This is a genomic window from Vreelandella sp. DA03-1M (assembly GCF_055725665.1).
Genome location: NZ_CM146798.1, coordinates 4,514,526 through 4,532,839 on the forward strand (window position 1 = coordinate 4,514,526; position 18,314 = coordinate 4,532,839).

The window sequence follows — 18,314 nt, forward strand, 5'->3', positions numbered from 1 at the left end:
GCCGATTAGCGCAAACAATGAAAACGCTAAATTGACGCGAGCGCGGTAAGCCGTGTGTCAGCCTGCACGCAGCTGGATATAACCAAGCTGCAAGCAAGGAGTAGCTCTTTTGCGATGGGGCATTTCATCACTTAACCCTCTTGTTGTCTTTGTTGAGGGGTACAGCACCGTCACACTGCTTTTGGCTATGCCGGGGGTATTGGTACTTCGATCAGCAATGGCTCACTCACTTTGCAAATGCGTTGTTCTTAAAAAAACAACCGCTCATGGAGCCACTAATCTACTCACCCCAGCCCAACTCCTTAGCGAGGGCAAAGGCGTGATTGGCGGCCGGAACGCCACCGTAAATCGCCACGTGCATCAGTACCTGGCGCAGTTCAGCTTCTGTCAGCCCAATCCGCTTAGCCGTTTTTAGGTGCAGCGTTAACTCTTCACGGCCAAGCGCGGCGAGAATACCGGTGGTAATCATGCTGCGCTCGCGGCGGGTTAGGTCGTCATTGGTCCAAAGCTCGCCCCAGGCCAGGCGGGTAATCATCTGCTGGAAGGGGGCGTCCAGGCTGTTGGCGTTGGCGGTAGAGCGCGCTACATGCTCGTCTCCCAGTACCTGCTTGCGGGTCTCCAGGCCTGTGGCGTAAGCCACGCCGTGGTTCGCCACGTCGCCCAAATCGGCGGCGAGCACCGTGAGTAACTTTTGTGCGAAGTGCGCCGGGGCTTCTACCGAGGGCACGTGGCCCACGCCGTCAAAAATCTCCAGTGGGACGCCGCCGAGTTCCTCAGACAGCGCTTCCAGCGTCGCGGGCGGGGTGGCCATATCTTCGCTGCCGCCAAATAGCTGCACTTCTACGTGCTTCGACGCCAACTTACCGGCAAACGTATCGCGGCCAAGCATTTCGCACAGCTGAGCGTAGGACTCATCGTCGCCACGGCCCATTTGTACGCACCATCCCGCTTGCAGCGCCGGGCTTGCCTCAAAGGCCTTTGGTGCAAACCAGCGCGGCACGATCTCTTCAGACATCGCCGCCAAGCCTTCCTGCCGCACGCGGCCTGCGCGGGTATTCCATAAGTCCGGGCTGCCGATCACTGCGCCGGTGTTGGTCAGCGTCGCAGTAAGCAGGCGGTCAGGGTGCGCCGCAATCAACTGCTGGCCGACCACGCCACCAATTGAGGTACCGGCGAAGTGAAAGCGCTCAGCGCCAGCAATATCTGCCAGCGCCAACGCTTCAGTGGCTAGGTCAGCGGGCGTAATCTGCTCACCGCTGACCGCTTGGCTTGCGCCGTGGCCGGGTAGATCCCAGGTCAGCACTCGGTAGCGGGGCAGCAGCGCGGGGATCACGTCGTCCCATACCGCTTGGCTCATGCCCAGCGGATGCGCCAGCACGATAAGTGGATTCACTTCCGATCCGAGCAATCGGTAAGCGACGCTGCGGCCATTGATGCTATGAAATGCCATGATGGTCTCCGTTAAACGCGTTCAATCAGCGTGGCGATACCCTGCCCCACACCTACACACATGGTACACAGTGCGTAGCGCTTGCCGCTGTTTTGCAACTCATGGGCGGCGGTCAGCAACAGGCGGGCACCGGACATACCCAGCGGGTGCCCCAGCGCAATCGCGCCGCCGTTCGGGTTGACGCGTGGGTCGTCGTCGGCCAGGCCGAGGTCGCGCATACACGCTAACGCTTGGGCGGCAAATGCCTCGTTGAACTCAAACACATCGATATCGTCCATGGCAATACCGGTGCGCTTCAGCAGTTTCTGCACTGCCGGTACCGGCCCGTAGCCCATGATGCGCGGCTCGACGCCTGCCGTGGCCATACCAATAATTTTCGCCATCGGCTTAAGACCGTGCTGTTTGACCGCCGCTTCGCTGGCCACCAGCATGGCTGCCGCGCCATCGTTGACACCGGAGGCGTTACCCGCCGTGACGCTGCCACCTTCACGAAAAGGCGTCGGTAGGCCTGCGAGCTTCTCCAGCGTGGTTTCCCGCAGATGCTCGTCCTGGTCAAAGATCAGCGGTGCCTGCTTGCGTCGCGGGATTTCGATGGCGGTGATTTCCTGGGCAAAGCGCCCGGCCTTTTGGGCGGCAGCGGCCTTCTGCTGAGAGCGCAGGGCAAAGGCGTCCTGGTCTTCGCGAGAGATATTGAACTGCTCGGCGACGTTCTCTGCGGTCTCCGGCATGGAATCGACCCCAAACCCTTTCTTCATCAGCGGGTTGACCAAGCGCCAGCCAATGGTGGTGTCTTCGAGTTTTTGACTACGGGCGAAGGCGCTATCGGCCTTGCCCATCACGTAGGGCGCGCGAGACATGGACTCCACGCCGCCGGCCAACGCCAGCTCCATTTCACCCGCTTTAATAGCGCGAAACGCGGTACCCACCGCGTCCATACCCGAGCCGCACAGGCGGTTCATGGTCGTGCCGGGTACCGAAGTGGGAATGCCTGCCAGCAGCGACGACATGCGCGCCACGTTACGGTTATCTTCCCCGGCCTGATTAGCACAGCCCATGAAGACTTCTTCAATGGCGGCAGGGTCGAGATCCGGCGCTTCTGCCAGTACGGCTTTAAAAATCGTCGAGGCAAAATCATCCGGGCGTACGCTGGCCAGGGTGCCACCAAAACGTCCCACGGCGGTGCGGCGAGGATGACATAGAAAGACGTCTTGCATAACAACATCGCTCATAAATAGCTCCTTTATGCGTCCGCGTGGGCCCGTTCGGTGCGCGCTTTGAGCTCACGCAAAATCGTCAGCTCGTTTTCGCTGGGCTCTGGAGTGCTTTCGAGCTGTTCGGCAAAGCGGATTTCCCAGCCGGTCGCGTCAATAACGTCTTCGCGGGTAACGCCAGGGTGCAGCGATACCACCACCAGCTCCTTGGTCTCCGGATCAGGCTTCATCACGCACAGGTCGGTAATCACCCGGGTGGGGCCTTTGCCGATATTGGGCACGTTGTCGCGGCCTTTGCCGTCGCGGCCAAAGCCTAGCGTGGTGACGAAATCGACGTCTTTCACAAAGGCCCGCTTGGAGTGCTTCAAGGTGATAAACACTTCACCGGCATTGGTGGCGATTTCTGGTGCGCCACCGCCGCCCGGCAGGCGTACCTTAGGCGCTTTGTAATCGCCGATCAGCGTGGTGTTAAGGTTAGCAAAGCGGTCGATTTGCGCGGTGCCTAAAAAGCCCACGCTCACTTTGCCGCCCTGTAGCCAGTAGCGGAACATTTCGGGCACTGCCACGGTGGTCAGCGCTGACTCACACAGTTCGCCATCGCCGATGGAGAGCGGCAGCGTATCGGGCTTGGTTTGCAGCGTGCCGGACTCATAAATCAGCACCACATCAGGGGCGTGAGTCAGCCGCGCCAGGTTGGCGGCTTCCGAGGGAAGGCCGATGCCCACAAAGCAGGTCATGCCATTTTCAAGTGCCCGCGCAGCGGTCACCGACATCATTTCAGAAGAGGTATATTCCAGACTCATTAGGCTTTCTCCCCTGCATGATGTTGGGCAACGTTATAGACGTTGTCATCGAGCCACTGGGTGAAGGTGTCGCGGTCGCGAGCAATCGCATCCCACTCTTTATAAAAGCGGTTGCTGCGGCCGTAGTAGCCGTGGGTGTAGGAAGGCAGCGCGCCTTTCTCCGCTACCGCAACGGCGCTGATGGCCCAGCTGGGAATCACGCAGGCGTTGGGGGTAGCCCCCAGGTCATCAACAATCTCTTCCACCGTGACAATACTGTGCTTGGCGGCGAGTACGGCTTCTTTCTGTACGCCAACGATACCCTCTACCAGCACGTTTCCCTGACGATCCGCCCGTTGGGCGTGGATAATTGAGACGTCCGGACGCACCGACGGCACGGCGGCCAAGCGCTCACCGGTGAACGGGCACTCGATGAATTTGATTTGATCGTTGACGCTGGGCAGTTCGCTGCCGATGTAGCCACGAAAAACAGCCAGTGGTAACCCCGCGGCGCCCGCTTCGAAGGCGCAGGCCATGGCAGCGTGGCTATGCTCAAGAATCTCGATCTTGCACGGCCAGCCTTTCTCAACCGCATCACGCAGGCGGTGTAGCGATCCCACACCAGGGTTACCACCCCATGAGAAGATCACTTTTTTAGCACAACCCGCGCCAATCATCTGATCATAGATGATATCGGGGGTCATGCGGATCAGCGTCAGGTCACGTTTTTTCTGACGGATCACTTCGTGACCGGCAGCAAACGGAATCAGGTGGGTAAAGCCTTCCATGGCCACGGTGGCGCCGTCTTGGACGTAGCGCGCTACCGCGTCATGCAAGCTGAGAAACTCGGCCATGATGGGTGCCTCTTAGCGGGTCGTTGGCGTATTTGTTAGTGAACTACAGCATATTGTTCGTTGAGCGAACATAGATCCTCTATACGAACAATCTACTGCTGAACATTCATTGGGTCAAACCCAACGGCGTCCACCTCACGGCCTACCGAATCCATCACCCCTTTCACAATCGAACTTAACGCTTTGTTTTTAAATACGCTTATTGGATTTCTAGCCATTTTCTGGCGCGCATGACCTGGGCCGCGCTGCTACCAAGGTATAAAGCGGGGTCGCAGGCATTACGCAGCGCCTCGGGGTCTACGGCCCCTTTCACATCAGGATGATGGGCGAGCACATCAGAATAGGTGCGTGCTTCCCGGCGTGAGGTTTCTGCTGCTTCTGCGCTAACAGCCTTGGCTCTATCCGTGCCTAGCGTAGGCGCCAGTATACGTGCGACGGGCTCCGCCATAATGCCGCCGCCAGTGGCCGACAGATTGCGCCACATGTTGTCGGGGTACACCTCGAGCCCCTCCAGCAGCACGGCCACTTGCTCTAGCGCACCCTCTACCAGCAGAGCGCTTTCCATCAGTGGCGCCCACTCCGCGTGCCACTCCCCCAATCCACGCTCAAGGGGTTGGGCGGCAGCGTTGATCAACACGCTGGTGTGGCCATGCACTTGCCGCGCCGCGCCGCGAATCAGCGCGCTGCGTACTGGATTACGCTTATGGGGCATGGAGGAGGACTCCCCCATCCCGGGTGCCGAGGGTTCCGCGACTTCGCCGACCTCGGTCTGGGTGAGTAGCGCCACATCCAGTGCGATTTTTTCAGCGGCACCGGCGACCGCGTCTAACCCCGTACCGATGGCATGAATGGGGTAGCGGTCGGTATGCCAAGGCAGCACCGGCACCGCCAAGCCTAACCGCTCGGCCAATGCGTCCATCCACTCAAGCCCTAGAGTGTCCCAGCCCGAGTGCACGCCCACCGCACCGCCAAACTGAACGGGCAGTTCCACCTCACCCAAACGGCGGCGGCTCTGCTCCAAGCCGATTGCCCAGTGGGCCACCTTCACTCCAAAGGTGATCGGCAGCGCCTGTTGCATTAAGGTGCGCCCTACCATGGGCGTGTCGATATGAGTAACCATCAGGGCTGTCGCCGCCGAACGACAGCGCAGCAGTAATTCATTCAACGCCACTAAGCGCGGTTTAAGCAGCAGCATCAGCGCTGTGTCGACCACATCCTGACTCGTTGCACCCTGGTGCCAGTAGCGCTTGAGCTCATCGGCCAACAGCCCCCGGCCCTGCTTGACGAAAGGGATGGCCGCATTACCGCCGCTGGCGATGCCCTCAGTAATATCGGCGATGCTAAACGTCGCCCTTTCCAGTTGGTGGCGCATTTGCTGGCTAACGCCAACGGGGACAGCACCGCTGGCTTCTTGAACCTCAGCCAGCGCTAGTTCAAAGGCCAGCATGGCACGCCCCATAGCCTCATCGTCACACTCAGCTAATGCGTGCTGACTCATAAACGGATGCTTTAAAAAAGCAGCGGGCATAAATAAACCTCGTTAATGGAAGCAATGGCGGTACCACACTGAACAAACGTACAATTGTTCGTGATTCGAACACCATGCTAAATTGGTCTGATATGCGGGGCTATGTTTACTTTCCCATCACCGACAAGACAGAGACTTTATGCTCGCTATTCTTGCCATTACTACCCCTATTTTTCTGTTGATCAGCACGGGTTATATCGCTAGGTGGAGCGGGCTTATACAACGCGAACAGATGCAAGGTGTTAGCCTTTTTGTCCTGTATTTCGCACTGCCTGCGCTGGTTATTAGAGCGTTAACCCAACACCCTTTAGAGGAAATACTGCAAATCAACTATTTGGTGGCCTATGGATTGGGCTCATTAGTGGTATTTGGAGGGGGGCTGCTGCTCACCCTGAAGTATCAGCGTCAACCCCTCAACGCCAGCGCTATGCAGGCGCTGGGTATGGCAGCGGCCAACAGTGGCTTTGTAGGTTACCCCGTCGCCGTTATGGTGATTGGCTCGCCTGCTGCGGTGCTTTTGGCGCTGAACATGGTCATTGAAACGCTGATTATTATTCCCGCTGCACTCATCTTGGCTGAAATGGCTTCTCAGCAAGGGGTCAGCGTATGGAAAACCGTTAAGCAAACCGCCCTAAGCCTGGCCAAAAACCCTGTTCTTGTGGGCTTACTCATTGGTATTTTTCTAGCGGTCACAGGATTACAAATACCTGTTCCGCTGTTTAAAGCCATTGATATGCTGGCCAATGCCGCTGGTCCAGCGGCTCTCTTTGTCATCGGCGGCGCGCTGTTTGGCCTGCAGGTAAAAGGTATGGCCAAAGACGTTGGGCAAATTGTGATCGGTAAACTGATCATTCACCCGCTCGTCATCTTAATCGCATTTTTCATTATCCCCGGCATTGATCCTCTCTACATGGTGGGTGCCGTGCTCTTCTCCGCCGCACCGATGATTAGTATTTACCCACTATTGGGGCAGCGCTATGGCTTAGGCGGTGTAAGTGCTGCCACGATGCTGGTGGCAACAGTGGCCTCCTTCTTCACGCTTAGCCTGATCATCTGGTTAATGACCCTGTCAGGGCTAATGGCGTTTTAAAAAAACAGCTTTATCGCGAACAAGGATAACAACAATGAGCCAACCGACTTCTCAACTTCACTGCGCCGTCGTGACCGGCGGGGCAAGAAATATCGGCCAAGCTATTGCCCTGCGTCTTCAGCAGGATGGCTATCAAGTCATTGTGGTGGATATCGTCGAGCCCGAAGCGAAATCTTTGCAAGCAGATGCGCGCCAGGTCGATCTTGCCGATGCCGACGCCACCCAGCGGGTAATGACGGAAATCGCCGAGCACTATACGGTGACCCGGTTGGTCAATAACGTAGGCATTGTTGCCCCTGCGCTGATCGAAGAAGCGCGGCTTGAGGATTTCGACAAGTTAATGCATTTGAACGTACGTTCGGCATTGGTCTGCACCCAGGCGCTGCTACCTGCTATGAAGGCAAATGGCATGGGCCGCATCGTACTGAATACTAGCCGTGTGGTGCTGGGCAAAGAGGCACGCACCATCTATAGCGCTACTAAAGGGGCGCTGCAATCCATGGCCCGAACGTGGGCACTGGAGTTGGCTGAGCACGGCATCACGGTCAACTGCGTTGCCCCTGGGCCTATCGCCACCAGCGCCTTCTGGCAGAACAATCCGCCCGATTCCGAACGCGCTCGGCGCATCATCGATAATATCCCGCTACAGCGCATGGGTCAGCCTGAAGACGTGGCCCAAGCCGTCAGTTTCTTCTGCGACGAACGCAGCGGCTTTATCACTGGTCAGACCCTTTTCGTGTGCGGCGGTGTAACGGTCGGCTAGGCAAACCAATGGCTTATTTCACTACGCCCTTTTGGCGTAAGTTACTAATTTCCCCAGCGCCTTTGTGCAATAAGCGCTCCAACACGCTATCAGTATCTTCACCCAATCGCGGCGGTGGCTTGTGATACTCCAAGGGTGTTCTGGAGTATTTGATCGGATTGGCCACGCCGGGCACTGTACCGGTGTCGGTTTCCAGCTCAATCTGCATGTTCCACGCTTGAACCTGAGGGTCAGCAAAGACCTGGGCAATATTCTGGATCGGCCCGCAGGGCACGCTAATGGCACCCAGCATCTTGATCCATTCATGGCTGGTACGACTCTGGGTAATCTGCACCATAAGCGGAATCAACTCGAGTCGATGTTTGACCCGCTCGGGGTTGGTGCTGAAACGGGGATCAACGGCTAGCTCGGGCCGCCCCACTGCTTCACAGAAACGCTTGAACTGACCATCGTTGACCCTCTTTATCTTTTAACCAGAAAGGCACCCAATGGCGCGTATCGTCACCCAGCAGCGGGTGCTCAATTTTAATCACTTCGGCGCCCATATCGGCCAGTATCTGCGTACACCAGGGGCCAGCCATTACACGGCTTAAATCCAGTACCCGCAGCCCTGTCAGTGGTCCCGCCATTGCACTTCTCGGAAGAACATCAAACTTCTTGTGATTTGGCGGCAGCATTGCGCGCTTCACGGCGCGCGGAAATAAAGCGGTAGAGTGCCAGGGAAATGGAGCCCACCGTCAATGCAATGAAAGCCCAGGTAATGGGGCCGCGCACGAAGATCGACAGATCGTTATGTCCGATCAATAAAGAGCGGCGCAGATTATCTTCGAACATTGGCCCAAGGATAAACCCGATCAAAAAGGGCGCAGCCGGTATCGCGGCGCGATTGAAGATATAGCCCATGACGCCAAAGGCCATCATCACCCATATGTCAAAGGTGTCGTTATTAACGGCGTAAGCGCCATAAACGCAGAACATCAATACGATGGGAAAGAGGACTGATTTAGGGATATCAGCAATCAAAGAGAAATACTTGATGGCCACATTACCCACCAGCAGCAATACCACCGAGCTAAACATAATGCCCATAAACAGGGCATAGATCAGGGATAGATTCTCTTGGAACATAAGGGGTCCAGGCGTAAGCCCATGAACCATAAAGGCACCAAGGATAATGGCCGTGATGACATCTCCTGGAATACCCAGCGATAACAAGGGAATCATCGTCGCCCCGGCGACACCGTTATTACCAGCCTCGGCGGCAGCAACACCCTCTACCTCGCCTTTACCAAAGTTAGCCCTGTTGGGAGAACGCCTGCGTGCATCGCTATAGGAAATAAAGGCAGCCGCAGTAGCGCCAGTACCTGGGATTGCCCCAATAATCACGCCAATCAAACTGCCCCGCACAATGGTGGTCAGGCAGCGCTTCAGTTCGGAAAAGCTAAGCCCTGCACCGCTGGCCTTCGCCTTAATATGAGGAAGCGCTTTTTTGCGGTAGAACTCGATAATCTCAGGGATGGCAAACAGACCAATCAACAGCGGGATAAAGGAGATGCTGTCCATCAAGTTGTAGTTGCCAAAGGTAAACCGTTGAGAACCGAAAACTTCATCCAGCCCCACCAGGGAAAGCAGAATACCCAATAGCGCAGCCATCAACCCCTTGATCATAGAGCCGCTGGCCAAAGAAATAATGATAGTAAGCGAAAAACAGATCAGCCAGAAAAACTCTGGCGCGCCAAAGTTCAGGGCGATTTTTGCTAAATAGGCGGCAAAAAAGATGAGGGCAATATTAGAAATAAAATCGGCAATCACCGAGGAATAAAGCGCTGCCTTGAGTGCCTTCTTCGCATGCCCCTGTTGCGCCATGGGATAGCCGTCCAACAAGGTACAGGCAGAGGCAGGTGAGCCGGGGGTTCTGATTAAAATGGCCGTAATTGACCCGCCATACATTCCGCCTTTATAGATACCCACAAGCAGCAAGATAGCGGCGACCGGCTGCATAGAGAAGGTGAAGGGCAGCGCCAGCGCCACCGCCATCGTAGCAGTCAATCCGGGAATCGACCCCACGACCACACCGATGACGACTCCAATAGCGATGGCCAGGAAGTTATCTAAACTAAAGAATATCTCTATGACTTCCGAAAAATTTTCCATAGATCACCCAGAAGAATAAGTAGCCAATCAGAAACCGATTGGCGCTATCGGAAGCGGCACATTCATGACTTCTACAAATATGAATGTCACAGCGATAGGAAACACAAATGCCATGCTATAGACCCACCAAGTGCGAACGGGGTGCGCCACAAAAAGCACCAGCGTCGCGAGAATGCCGGTAAACACCGCACCCATGGACTCAAACAAAGCGACATATATCAACAGGGCGACCACCATCAAAACAAAGCGCCGTGTCGAACCCTTCTCAATATTTCGCTCGTCCTCCTCACTGCTTCTGTCTAACAAGAAGCCTTGCAGGATGAGCAGGATAGAAAACAGCAGTATCAACCAGCCAACAATTTCCGGCAGCCAACGAGGCGACATCATGGGGTTTTGCAGGATGGGCGGTTCATTGATGTAGTTCGGCACCAGATAAAAGACCAGCACAATGGAAAAGCAAAGCAGAATAATTCCCGCCACTACGTCACCCGGGTCTTTAACCCTGCGCTTAAAATCCGAGGTAGTCATCACTGCCTTCTCCAAAGAACCAAGTGATATAGAGCAAACAAGAGAGGCGAGGACGCTTGCCCTCGCCTCTCCGTTGGATCAAAGGCTGCCTTGCTTACTGGCTAATACCCGCCTGCTCAGCTACGTCTTCCCAACGCTTCAAGTCTTCAACAATGAACTGCTTGAACTCTTCTCCAGCAACCTGGCCTGGCTCAGCGCCTAACTGCTCGGCGAAATCCAGAAACTCTTCACGCTCCATCACGTTGGCGAGTGCTTCTCGCATTTTACTCTGTGCTTCTTCAGGGAAAGAGCTATGAGCAATCAGGCCAAACCAAGCAGTCGTGATGAACTGGTCTAGGTTGTATTCACCAATTTCTGACAGTGTCGGTACATCGGGAAGATATTCAGAGCGTTCGGCAGAAGTGACCGCGAGCGCGCGGAGATCGCCGGAACGTATATGTGAAAGTACCGTTGGCATGTTCTCGAATGCCACATCAACATCGCCGCCCAGCAACGCCGGAAGCGCCGCGCCACTGCCGGCAAAAGGCACCGCCGTCAGGTTGGTATCAGTCAAGGTCTTGAACAGTTCACCAGACATGTGGATGGAGCTGCCCACGCCACTGTGGCTAAAGGTCATGTTCTCTTCTTTCGCTGCTTCGACGAAATCAATGACATTTTCGTAAGGACTGTCTGCCGGTACCACCATGACATTAGGAATATCGATCATGTTTTGTAGAAAAACGAAATCTTCTACCGGGTCATAAGTGAGATCAGGATAGATCGCGGCCCCGATGGTGTGGCCCGGAGAGGCCATTAAAATCGTGTGATCAGCATCACGCCCACCACGGGAGAGACGACCGGTGCCTACCGTAGAACCAGCGCCGGGGCGATTTTCCACAATGACGTTGGCGTCAAGTTCTTGCTGAAGCAGATCGGCAACGTGACGCGACAACACATCGGTAGTGCCACCGGGGGCATAAGGCACGACTAAGCGCACATCGTTAGTCGGCCATTCATCAGCGCTGGCAGAGGAAACAGTGAGCCCAAGCGCCAGAGCGCTGGTGCAGGCAGCCAAGTAGGCAGAGCTAAGGAGTTTGTTCATTTTTCTTCCTGTGCGTGGTTAAGTTATTATCATGCTTAATTATTGTTCGTAATACGTACAGATATTCGCAATTTGATAGCTGAGATTACTTGGTTGCCAACCTATTAAAAAACACAACTTTAGTAGCAGGGAGTTACAAACTCCATTTTACGGGATGACAACAACCTGTCGTTGCCAGCGCTTTCATGTCGCAGAAGTTCGCAATGCGAACATTTTTGCGTTAATCTTTTCTATCAGACGTCAAGGTAATGGATGATAACAATGCAGGAAGAGAAGTTGAGTGAAGATAGCCGTGATTTTGTAACAGCGTTAGCTAGCGGTTTAGAGGTTATACAGGCATTCGATCACGAACACCCGCGTATGACATTAAGCGAAGTTGCTGCACGAACAGGTATGAACAGAGCAAAGGCTAGGCGTTTCTTACTCACTCTACATTCCCTAGGGTATGTCCGTAAGCAGCAGCGCCATTTTGAATTGGCGCCCCGCGTCCTTCAACTAGGTTATGCTTTTTTATCAGCTAATAATTACAGAGACGTTATTCAACACTATTTAGAAGATATTACCGCTGAAACGGGGGAGTCATCGTCGCTTGGCGTGCTAGATGGTAATGATGTTATTTATGTTGCCCGCTCGGCAGCCAAACATCGCTTAATGGCCATCACACTTTCAGTGGGCACCCGACTGCCAGCAGCTCATACTTCTATGGGGCGCATACTTCTTGCGCAGCTCAACGATACGGCTCTTGATCATTTTCTATCGTCGATTTCTTTAGAGCCCTACACTGATAAAACAGTCACTGATGTTAAAGAATTGCGCAGACAAATAATTAACGCACGGCAACAAGGCTATGCAATTTCTGATCAGGAGCTGGACTCTGGGTTACGCTCCATCGCTGTTCCAGTTTTTGATGCCAAGCAGCACTTAATGGGCGCAATCAATATTAGTACCAATGCGGCTCGAATCGACCTCGACACGTTGATTAATATTTACTTACCGGTGCTGCAAAACAAAGTCGCGCAAATACGTTCGCATATTAATTAACCATTACCGCGTCTAACGCCGCACGATAACCTTGCACACCTAAGCCAGCAATCACACCATCAGCACGCAGTGAAACGTAGGAGTGGTGCCGGAAAGCTTCACGTTTGTGCACATTGGATAGATGCACTTCAATCACTTTGCCATCAAAAGCATTGAGTGCATCCAGGATTGCCACTGAAGTATGGGTGTAAGCAGCGGGATTGATAATGATTGCTTGGGTGCCATCAAGACACGCGGCGTGAATGGCGTCGATTAACTCACCTTCGTGGTTGCTCTGAAAGCAATGTATATCCCAGTCGGCCATCACCGCTTTCTCTCGCAGAATGTTATTTACATCCTCTAATGTCTCGTAGCCGTATATCTCCGGCTGGCGAGTCCCCAGCAAATTTAGATTGGGCCCATGTAATACCAATACCTTACCTTGACTCATGACTTCTCCGCTCTGTGTCTTGCTATCTAAATTGGCTAGTTAGCTAAATTGAATACTGCATTAATCGATCAGCTGTTCTATCACTTAACCCGCCAACTGCGCCAGCGCCTGTTCAAGCGATGCTTGCTGGCGCTGGGCATACAGCTCAATCTCATCGATTACTTTAGCCCCTAAAGCCTGCTCAAATTGCTGTTGACTTGCACTGCTAGCGTAATTTTCATGGCTACTTCCACCCAAGTTGGACTGGAAAATACCGGCCGCGCTAACGGGTAAAAAGTCTTCATAAATCATGGGTGTTATCTTGAGAGCGCCTTGTTCGATCAGGTTTTCCACCTGCTCTAACGTCACTGATCCTGCTACAGATGCACCCTGGGCCGCCTGATAATGGAAAAACGCTAGGCCGTCACGATGTAGCGTAGCGTAATCATCAGGGAAGGCCTTAAACACTTCGGCTAGATGCGCCTGATGGGTGTCGTTATTCGCAGCCGTCGGTGCATTATCTCGGGCAGCCGCTAGCAGGCGATCATAGAGCGCACGCCCCTTATGGGTTAAGGCGATACCGCGCTGTTCGATTTCACCGAAGCGAGCAGTATGCTTACCTTCGGCTGCGTCTGCGAAGGCGATCGTCTCCTCCAGCGCTTTAAAGCTGGTTTGACGCAACAGTATCGGGCAATTGCGACGAGGAGGTCCTTCGATAGTCGCTTTAGGGTCAATGCCGACACTGGGCATAAGCCGCTGCACTTCATCAATATCTAACGTCCGCGGCGTTAGGTGATTAATGTGTGGGCCGCGGAAACAGACCACATCGGCAATCAGGCGATGCTCATCATGCAAACGCTCGTAGGTCGTCCAATCGACGGTTGCTTTGTCATGCCAGCGGAACGTTTCCAACGCTTCCTGCACAAACTGCTCGGCATCCTCTGCGTTGAGTCCGCCCTGCTGTTCGAAACGCTCAATCAATATTTTCACGTTAGCGGTGAAGATATCGCGATCACTTAAAATAGCGCTCGCCTGCTCCTGAAGTTCGGTTTTTTCGATCAGCTCAAGGCGCAGTAGCGAGGTAAAGACACGAAAAGGATTCCGTTTGAGTGCACGATCAGCGACCGGCCGAAACGCCGTGGAGTGCACCGGCACGCCCGCCGCCGCCAGATCGTAATAGCCAACCGGCTCCATCCCCATTACCGCGAACATGCGCCTTAGCATGGCAAGCTCGCTCGCACTGCCCACGCGAATCGCGCCGTGGCGTTCAACGTTGATGCGGGCCAGCTCATCGCTCTTCTGCAGCGTACTGTTAAGCGCAGGATTAGCAGCTAACACCTCTTGATTGACGGTCTCAACCAGTGAGAGCAAAGTGCCGTATTGTGGCACTTCCTGCCGATACATCGCTGACATCGCGCTGGAAAATTGGTCGCGGATTTCATCACTGCTAACGTACGCTGAACTCATGGAATTGTCCTATTTATAAACGGCTATATCTGCCCATAAAAGGCTATACCTACATAGTAGCGCTATCGGTGCCTTAACAATTTCACTTTTTCCGCACCTTACTACACCTAAAACCCGCCCTCACCTTAACGAGTAGGTATTTTAAACTGTTACATTAGCGCTTGACCTTATGAACCTAGGCACGCCATCAATGACGCTTCCGCTTTATTTAGGTTTGCCCATGTGGGCCAATCAAGACTGGCTCGGCAGTCTTTATCCGCGCCATGCCAAAACCGAGCTATTAAGCGATTATGCCGCGGTGTTTTCGAGCGTTGAAGGTAACACTACGTTTTATAGCGGTATTCCAAAACCGGAAACAGTCGCCGCTTGGGCACGCCAGGCGCCACCCCACTTTCGTTTTTGTTTTAAATTACCGGCAACCGTCACTCACGATCAACGGCTTACCCATTTAGAAGACGCATGGGCATTTTTAGCCGCCCTTGAGCCGCTGCACGATCGCCTGGGGCCCACCATGGTGCAACTACCGCGGGATTTCGGCCCCCAAGAGCTTCCTCAGCTGGAAGCGCTGCTCGCGGCTTGGCCTGCCCATCTGCCTTGTGCAGTCGAGGTTCGTCACCCTGAATTTTTCCACAAAGGAGCCGCCGAAACAGCCCTTAACCGCCTGTTGATAACTTATTCGGCTAACCGCGTAATGCTCGACGTGCGCCCGCTCTTCTCAACCCCGGCCAATAGTCATATGGGCCTGGCCCACGCCCAGCAAGAAAAGCCGAAACTCCCGCTACACGTGCTTTCCACGGCAAATTATCCGGTGATTCGCTTTATTGGCCATATTGACAAAACAATAAATAGTGACTACTTCACCGCTTGGAAGGCTCGTCTAAAGCTGTGGATAAATCAGGGGAAAACCCCTTTCTTATTTGTGCATACTGCAGATAACCGTGAGTCTCCCTACATGGCTCGCCTACTTTACAACGCGCTGGGAGAAGTGACGCCATTACCTCCGCTAGCGCCCTTTGCCGGTGAAAAGCAAAGCCAACTCTTTTAGACCACCTTTTTAGGTGAGCTAACTGGCATGCTTGCGGTTGATCAGATAAATTGCGCTTACTTTCGAAAAAGACGCTGACAATAACGCTATTTTTCGAAAACTAGCGTGCATCGCGCGCAGTGACTTACACAATAATCGACTTAATGGGTGATGTATGGCGAAGCTTGCGCATGCGCAGTGGTCATCGCGGATGACCTTTGTGCTGGCCGCCGCTGGTTCAGCGGTGGGTCTAGGGAATATCTGGAAATTTCCGTATATGGTGGGTGAAAGCGGCGGCGCTGCTTTCGTCTTTGTGTATTTACTTTGTATCGCGCTGATTGGCTTGCCCATTCTCGTCTCCGAATGGCTACTGGGGCGGCGTGGCCAGAAGAACCCTGCCAGCACGATGTCAGAACTGGCCCGCACCGCGAACAAGCCAAAAGCATGGGCCATTGTCGGCATTAGCGGCATTGTTGGGGCCTTTTTGATTTTGTCGTTTTACAGCGTGATTGGTGGCTGGTCGCTCTACTACACCGTTAACTCAGTGAGCGGTGCCTTTAGCGGCCAAGACGCCGACGGGATTGGCGCCCTCTTTAATGGCATGCTGAGTAACCCAGGCTTACTGCTGCTGGGCCATTCGATCTTTATGCTACTGGTGATTGGCATTGTCGCCCGCGGTGTTACCAAAGGGCTTGAAGGCGCTGTACGCATTCTGATGCCGGTACTCGCGCTGCTGCTCGTTGTGCTGATCGGTTACGGCATGTCGACCGGCCACTTTGGTGAAGCGTTGACGTACATGTTCAACCCGGACTGGAGCAAGCTCAGCGCAGAAACCGTGCTGGCCGCCTTAGGTCACGCCTTCTTCACCCTCTCACTGGGTATGGGCATCATGATGGCTTACGGCTCTTACTTGGGCAAAGAGATCAACCTGCTGCAAACCGCCCGCACGGTCATCATCATGGACACCGTCATTGCATTAGGCGCCGGTTTAGCCATTTTCCCGATTGTGTTTGCCAACAACCTGGACCTTGCCTCAGGCCCTGGGCTGATTTTCGTCACTCTGCCGCTAGCATTTGGCAATATGGATGGTGGCTTGTTCCTAGGCTTGATGTTCTTCTTGCTACTTACGTTTGCGGCGCTGACTTCGGCGATTTCACTGCTTGAGCCCGTAGTTGAGTTTATTGAAGAGCGCACACCGCTCAGCCGTGTCATGGCAACTGTTGTGGCCGGCGCGGGGGCTTGGTTACTGGGTATTGCGGCTCTGCTATCGTTCAACGTATGGAGCGAACCGCTCATGTTTGGGCTGGGCGTGTTCGATCTGCTGGATACGCTGACCAGCAAAATAATGCTGCCGCTAACCGGGCTAGGCGCGATTCTCTTCGCCGCTTGGTGCCTGGATCGCAAAAGTGTCGAAGCCGAACTGGGTCTTTCAGCGACCGGTAAAAGCGTATGGAACATCATCGCGCGCTATGTAGCGCCCGCTGGCGTTATTGCGGTGTTCGTGACAGGGCTTATTTAAGGTAAGCCGTCACTTCCCTGCTGTTTGCTAACCTCAGTGCAATTCGCTCTCTTGCCGATCTTCGTCGGGCAAGGGGGCGATATCCCGCGATAATTTTTGGAACTCCCTGTGCAGCTCAATACCACGGCGCGCTCTCAAGCTACGCTGGGCAGCACTGCGCTGGCGCTGAGCATGCTCATCCACTTGCAAACTCATAAAAATGTCGAGCAATTCGCTTTTAACCGAGGTGATTCGTTCGACGTTTCTCATAATCGACGTTCCTCCAGATGAATATGCCTTCGTCCACCTGCACCCGTGACGACTGTTATGATGCAGTGCGGCACTTCAATTATTACTATAACCTACTTGACAAAATGATGACCAATCTTAAAAAAAGGGGCCAACGGCCTTTAAACGTTACCCCTTACACCGCTTTCCATGCCCATTTGCGCTTTCTGTCAGGCATACTGTCGATATGCTAGAGCTAGCCAAGTCTGTGTAGAGAGCCAAGGAGCTGAACGTGAGTCGCGCCCTGTTCGATGAAATGAGACGCCGCATGGAGCACTTTCGACGCTCCGAGCAAAAAGTGGCGCGGTTTGTACTGCGCAACCCCGAAGAGGTCATCCACATGCGTATTGTGGATCTGGCCACCGAAGCCACCGTTAGCGAACCCACCGTGGTGCGCTTTTGCCGTGCGCTGGGGTGCAATGGCTTTCAGGATTTCAAGCTACAGCTGGCGCAAATGCTGGCCAGCGGCAGTCAGTTCGCGCAATTCTCCATGAACGACAGCGACTCGGTCGCTGAATTTTCCCACAGCATCTTCGACTCGACCGTGGGTACACTGCTCTCGGTTCGTGACCGGCTGGATAACGATGCCCTGGGTCGTGCGGTAAACGCCCTGGCGATGGCCAATCGAGTCGAGTTCTATGGCTTTGGGGCTTCCGGTGCCGTGGCCTTTGATGCCCAGCACAAATTCTTTCGCCTGCAGATCTCCACTTCGGCCTACGCCGACCCGCATATGCAGAATATGTCGGCAGTGACCTTGAACGATGGCGACGTGGTGGTGGCCATTTCGCAAACGGGGCGTACCAAAGCGCTCGTCGCCAGCGTACGACTGGCTCGCGAAGCGGGCGCGACAGTCATTGGCCTGTGCCCCAGCGGCTCGCCACTCGCCGAAGAGGTCAGCCTGCCGCTGTATATCGATGTCCACGAAGACACCGAAATCTACACACCGCTTAGTTCGCGGATTGCCCATCTAGTGTTGATTGACGTGCTTGCCGTGGGCGTAGCTAAAACCCGCGGCCCAAAACTCGCCGAACAGCTTAAAGCCGTTAAAAAGAGCCTCAACACGCTGCGCTTTCCTGAGGAGTCCTAATCGTTAACCTGTATACACAGCCAGTTTGCTGGCTGTGCTAGACTAGCCGCCTATTTTTT

General features: G+C 54.4%; 17 protein-coding genes and 1 pseudogene. 6 read left to right on the forward strand and 12 right to left on the reverse strand.

Annotated elements, in window-relative coordinates:
* Positions 1-280 precede the first annotated feature (280 nt).
* The 5 genes from pcaDC to ACXUPB_RS21055 form a co-directional block, all read right to left on the reverse strand.
* Positions 281-1,450 (reverse strand): bifunctional 3-oxoadipate enol-lactonase/4-carboxymuconolactone decarboxylase PcaDC, encoded by a 1,170-nt coding sequence (gene pcaDC, locus ACXUPB_RS21035; RefSeq protein WP_472954555.1) that lies wholly within the window; start codon positions 1,448-1,450, stop codon positions 281-283.
* Between the two features lie 11 nt (positions 1,451-1,461).
* The gene (gene pcaF / locus ACXUPB_RS21040; RefSeq protein WP_350359668.1) at positions 1,462-2,664 is read right to left on the reverse strand and encodes a 3-oxoadipyl-CoA thiolase; all 1,203 of its coding nucleotides are present in this window, start codon (positions 2,662-2,664) and stop codon (positions 1,462-1,464) included.
* Positions 2,665-2,690: 26 nt separating this feature from the next.
* Positions 2,691-3,464 (reverse strand): CoA-transferase subunit beta, encoded by a 774-nt coding sequence (locus tag ACXUPB_RS21045; RefSeq protein WP_022521158.1) that lies wholly within the window; start codon positions 3,462-3,464, stop codon positions 2,691-2,693.
* The gene (locus tag ACXUPB_RS21050; RefSeq protein WP_414127274.1) at positions 3,464-4,297 is read right to left on the reverse strand and encodes a CoA transferase subunit A; all 834 of its coding nucleotides are present in this window, start codon (positions 4,295-4,297) and stop codon (positions 3,464-3,466) included. The genes ACXUPB_RS21045 and ACXUPB_RS21050 overlap by 1 nt, the downstream gene beginning before the upstream one ends.
* 199 nt (positions 4,298-4,496) lie before the next feature.
* Positions 4,497-5,825: a class-II fumarase/aspartase family protein gene (locus ACXUPB_RS21055; protein ID WP_472954557.1), complete on the reverse strand. Its 1,329-nt coding sequence runs from the start codon at positions 5,823-5,825 to the stop codon at positions 4,497-4,499.
* Between the two features lie 139 nt (positions 5,826-5,964).
* Here ACXUPB_RS21055 and ACXUPB_RS21060 point away from each other — a divergent pair, with 139 nt between their 5' ends.
* Together ACXUPB_RS21060 and ACXUPB_RS21065 are read left to right on the forward strand one after the other, a co-directional pair.
* Positions 5,965-6,915, forward strand: a complete 951-nt coding sequence (locus tag ACXUPB_RS21060) for an AEC family transporter (protein ID WP_472954558.1) — start codon at positions 5,965-5,967, stop codon at positions 6,913-6,915.
* A gap of 34 nt (positions 6,916-6,949) precedes the next feature.
* On the forward strand, positions 6,950-7,678 hold the full coding sequence (locus tag ACXUPB_RS21065; protein WP_179914937.1) for an SDR family NAD(P)-dependent oxidoreductase: 729 nt from the start codon (positions 6,950-6,952) through the stop codon (positions 7,676-7,678).
* A 13-nt stretch (positions 7,679-7,691) separates the two neighbouring features.
* Here the strand turns inward: ACXUPB_RS21065 and ACXUPB_RS21070 are convergent.
* The 4 genes and pseudogenes from ACXUPB_RS21070 to ACXUPB_RS21085 all read right to left on the reverse strand — a co-directional run bounded on the left by ACXUPB_RS21070 (position 7,692) and on the right by ACXUPB_RS21085 (position 11,441).
* Positions 7,692-8,307: pseudogene (locus ACXUPB_RS21070) on the reverse strand (CoA transferase).
* A gap of 19 nt (positions 8,308-8,326) precedes the next feature.
* Positions 8,327-9,832, reverse strand: a complete 1,506-nt coding sequence (locus ACXUPB_RS21075) for a tripartite tricarboxylate transporter permease (RefSeq protein WP_035556127.1) — start codon at positions 9,830-9,832, stop codon at positions 8,327-8,329.
* Positions 9,833-9,859: 27 nt separating this feature from the next.
* The gene (locus ACXUPB_RS21080; protein ID WP_035556131.1) at positions 9,860-10,360 is read right to left on the reverse strand and encodes a tripartite tricarboxylate transporter TctB family protein; all 501 of its coding nucleotides are present in this window, start codon (positions 10,358-10,360) and stop codon (positions 9,860-9,862) included.
* Positions 10,361-10,454: 94 nt separating this feature from the next.
* Positions 10,455-11,441, reverse strand: coding sequence for a Bug family tripartite tricarboxylate transporter substrate binding protein (locus ACXUPB_RS21085; RefSeq protein ID WP_472954560.1), 987 nt, complete (start codon positions 11,439-11,441; stop codon positions 10,455-10,457).
* Positions 11,442-11,702: 261 nt separating this feature from the next.
* Here ACXUPB_RS21085 and ACXUPB_RS21090 point away from each other — a divergent pair, with 261 nt between their 5' ends.
* Complete coding sequence (locus ACXUPB_RS21090) at positions 11,703-12,482, forward strand: IclR family transcriptional regulator domain-containing protein (RefSeq protein ID WP_472954561.1); 780 nt, start codon at positions 11,703-11,705, stop codon at positions 12,480-12,482.
* Here the strand turns inward: ACXUPB_RS21090 and aroQ are convergent.
* Both aroQ and hglS read right to left on the reverse strand, forming a co-directional pair.
* Positions 12,475-12,912, reverse strand: a complete 438-nt coding sequence (gene aroQ, locus ACXUPB_RS21095) for a type II 3-dehydroquinate dehydratase (protein WP_472954562.1) — start codon at positions 12,910-12,912, stop codon at positions 12,475-12,477. The two genes, ACXUPB_RS21090 and aroQ, sit on opposite strands and share 8 nt — an antisense overlap.
* Before the next feature lie 84 nt (positions 12,913-12,996).
* On the reverse strand, positions 12,997-14,358 hold the full coding sequence (gene hglS / locus ACXUPB_RS21100) for a 2-oxoadipate dioxygenase/decarboxylase HglS (protein ID WP_472954563.1): 1,362 nt from the start codon (positions 14,356-14,358) through the stop codon (positions 12,997-12,999).
* A gap of 190 nt (positions 14,359-14,548) precedes the next feature.
* On the opposite strand from hglS, the gene ACXUPB_RS21105 reads away from it, so the two are divergent.
* Both ACXUPB_RS21105 and ACXUPB_RS21110 read left to right on the forward strand, forming a co-directional pair.
* Positions 14,549-15,403, forward strand: a complete 855-nt coding sequence (locus ACXUPB_RS21105) for a DUF72 domain-containing protein (protein ID WP_335595989.1) — start codon at positions 14,549-14,551, stop codon at positions 15,401-15,403.
* A gap of 154 nt (positions 15,404-15,557) precedes the next feature.
* Complete coding sequence (locus ACXUPB_RS21110) at positions 15,558-16,901, forward strand: sodium-dependent transporter (RefSeq protein WP_472954566.1); 1,344 nt, start codon at positions 15,558-15,560, stop codon at positions 16,899-16,901.
* Between the two features lie 33 nt (positions 16,902-16,934).
* On the opposite strand, the gene ACXUPB_RS21115 is transcribed toward ACXUPB_RS21110, so the two are convergent.
* Positions 16,935-17,150, reverse strand: coding sequence for a PA3496 family putative envelope integrity protein (locus ACXUPB_RS21115; RefSeq protein WP_035556145.1), 216 nt, complete (start codon positions 17,148-17,150; stop codon positions 16,935-16,937).
* A 250-nt stretch (positions 17,151-17,400) separates the two neighbouring features.
* On the opposite strand from ACXUPB_RS21115, the gene hexR reads away from it, so the two are divergent.
* Positions 17,401-18,255 (forward strand): transcriptional regulator HexR, encoded by an 855-nt coding sequence (gene hexR / locus ACXUPB_RS21120; RefSeq protein WP_022521119.1) that lies wholly within the window; start codon positions 17,401-17,403, stop codon positions 18,253-18,255.
* Positions 18,256-18,314 lie beyond the last annotated feature (59 nt).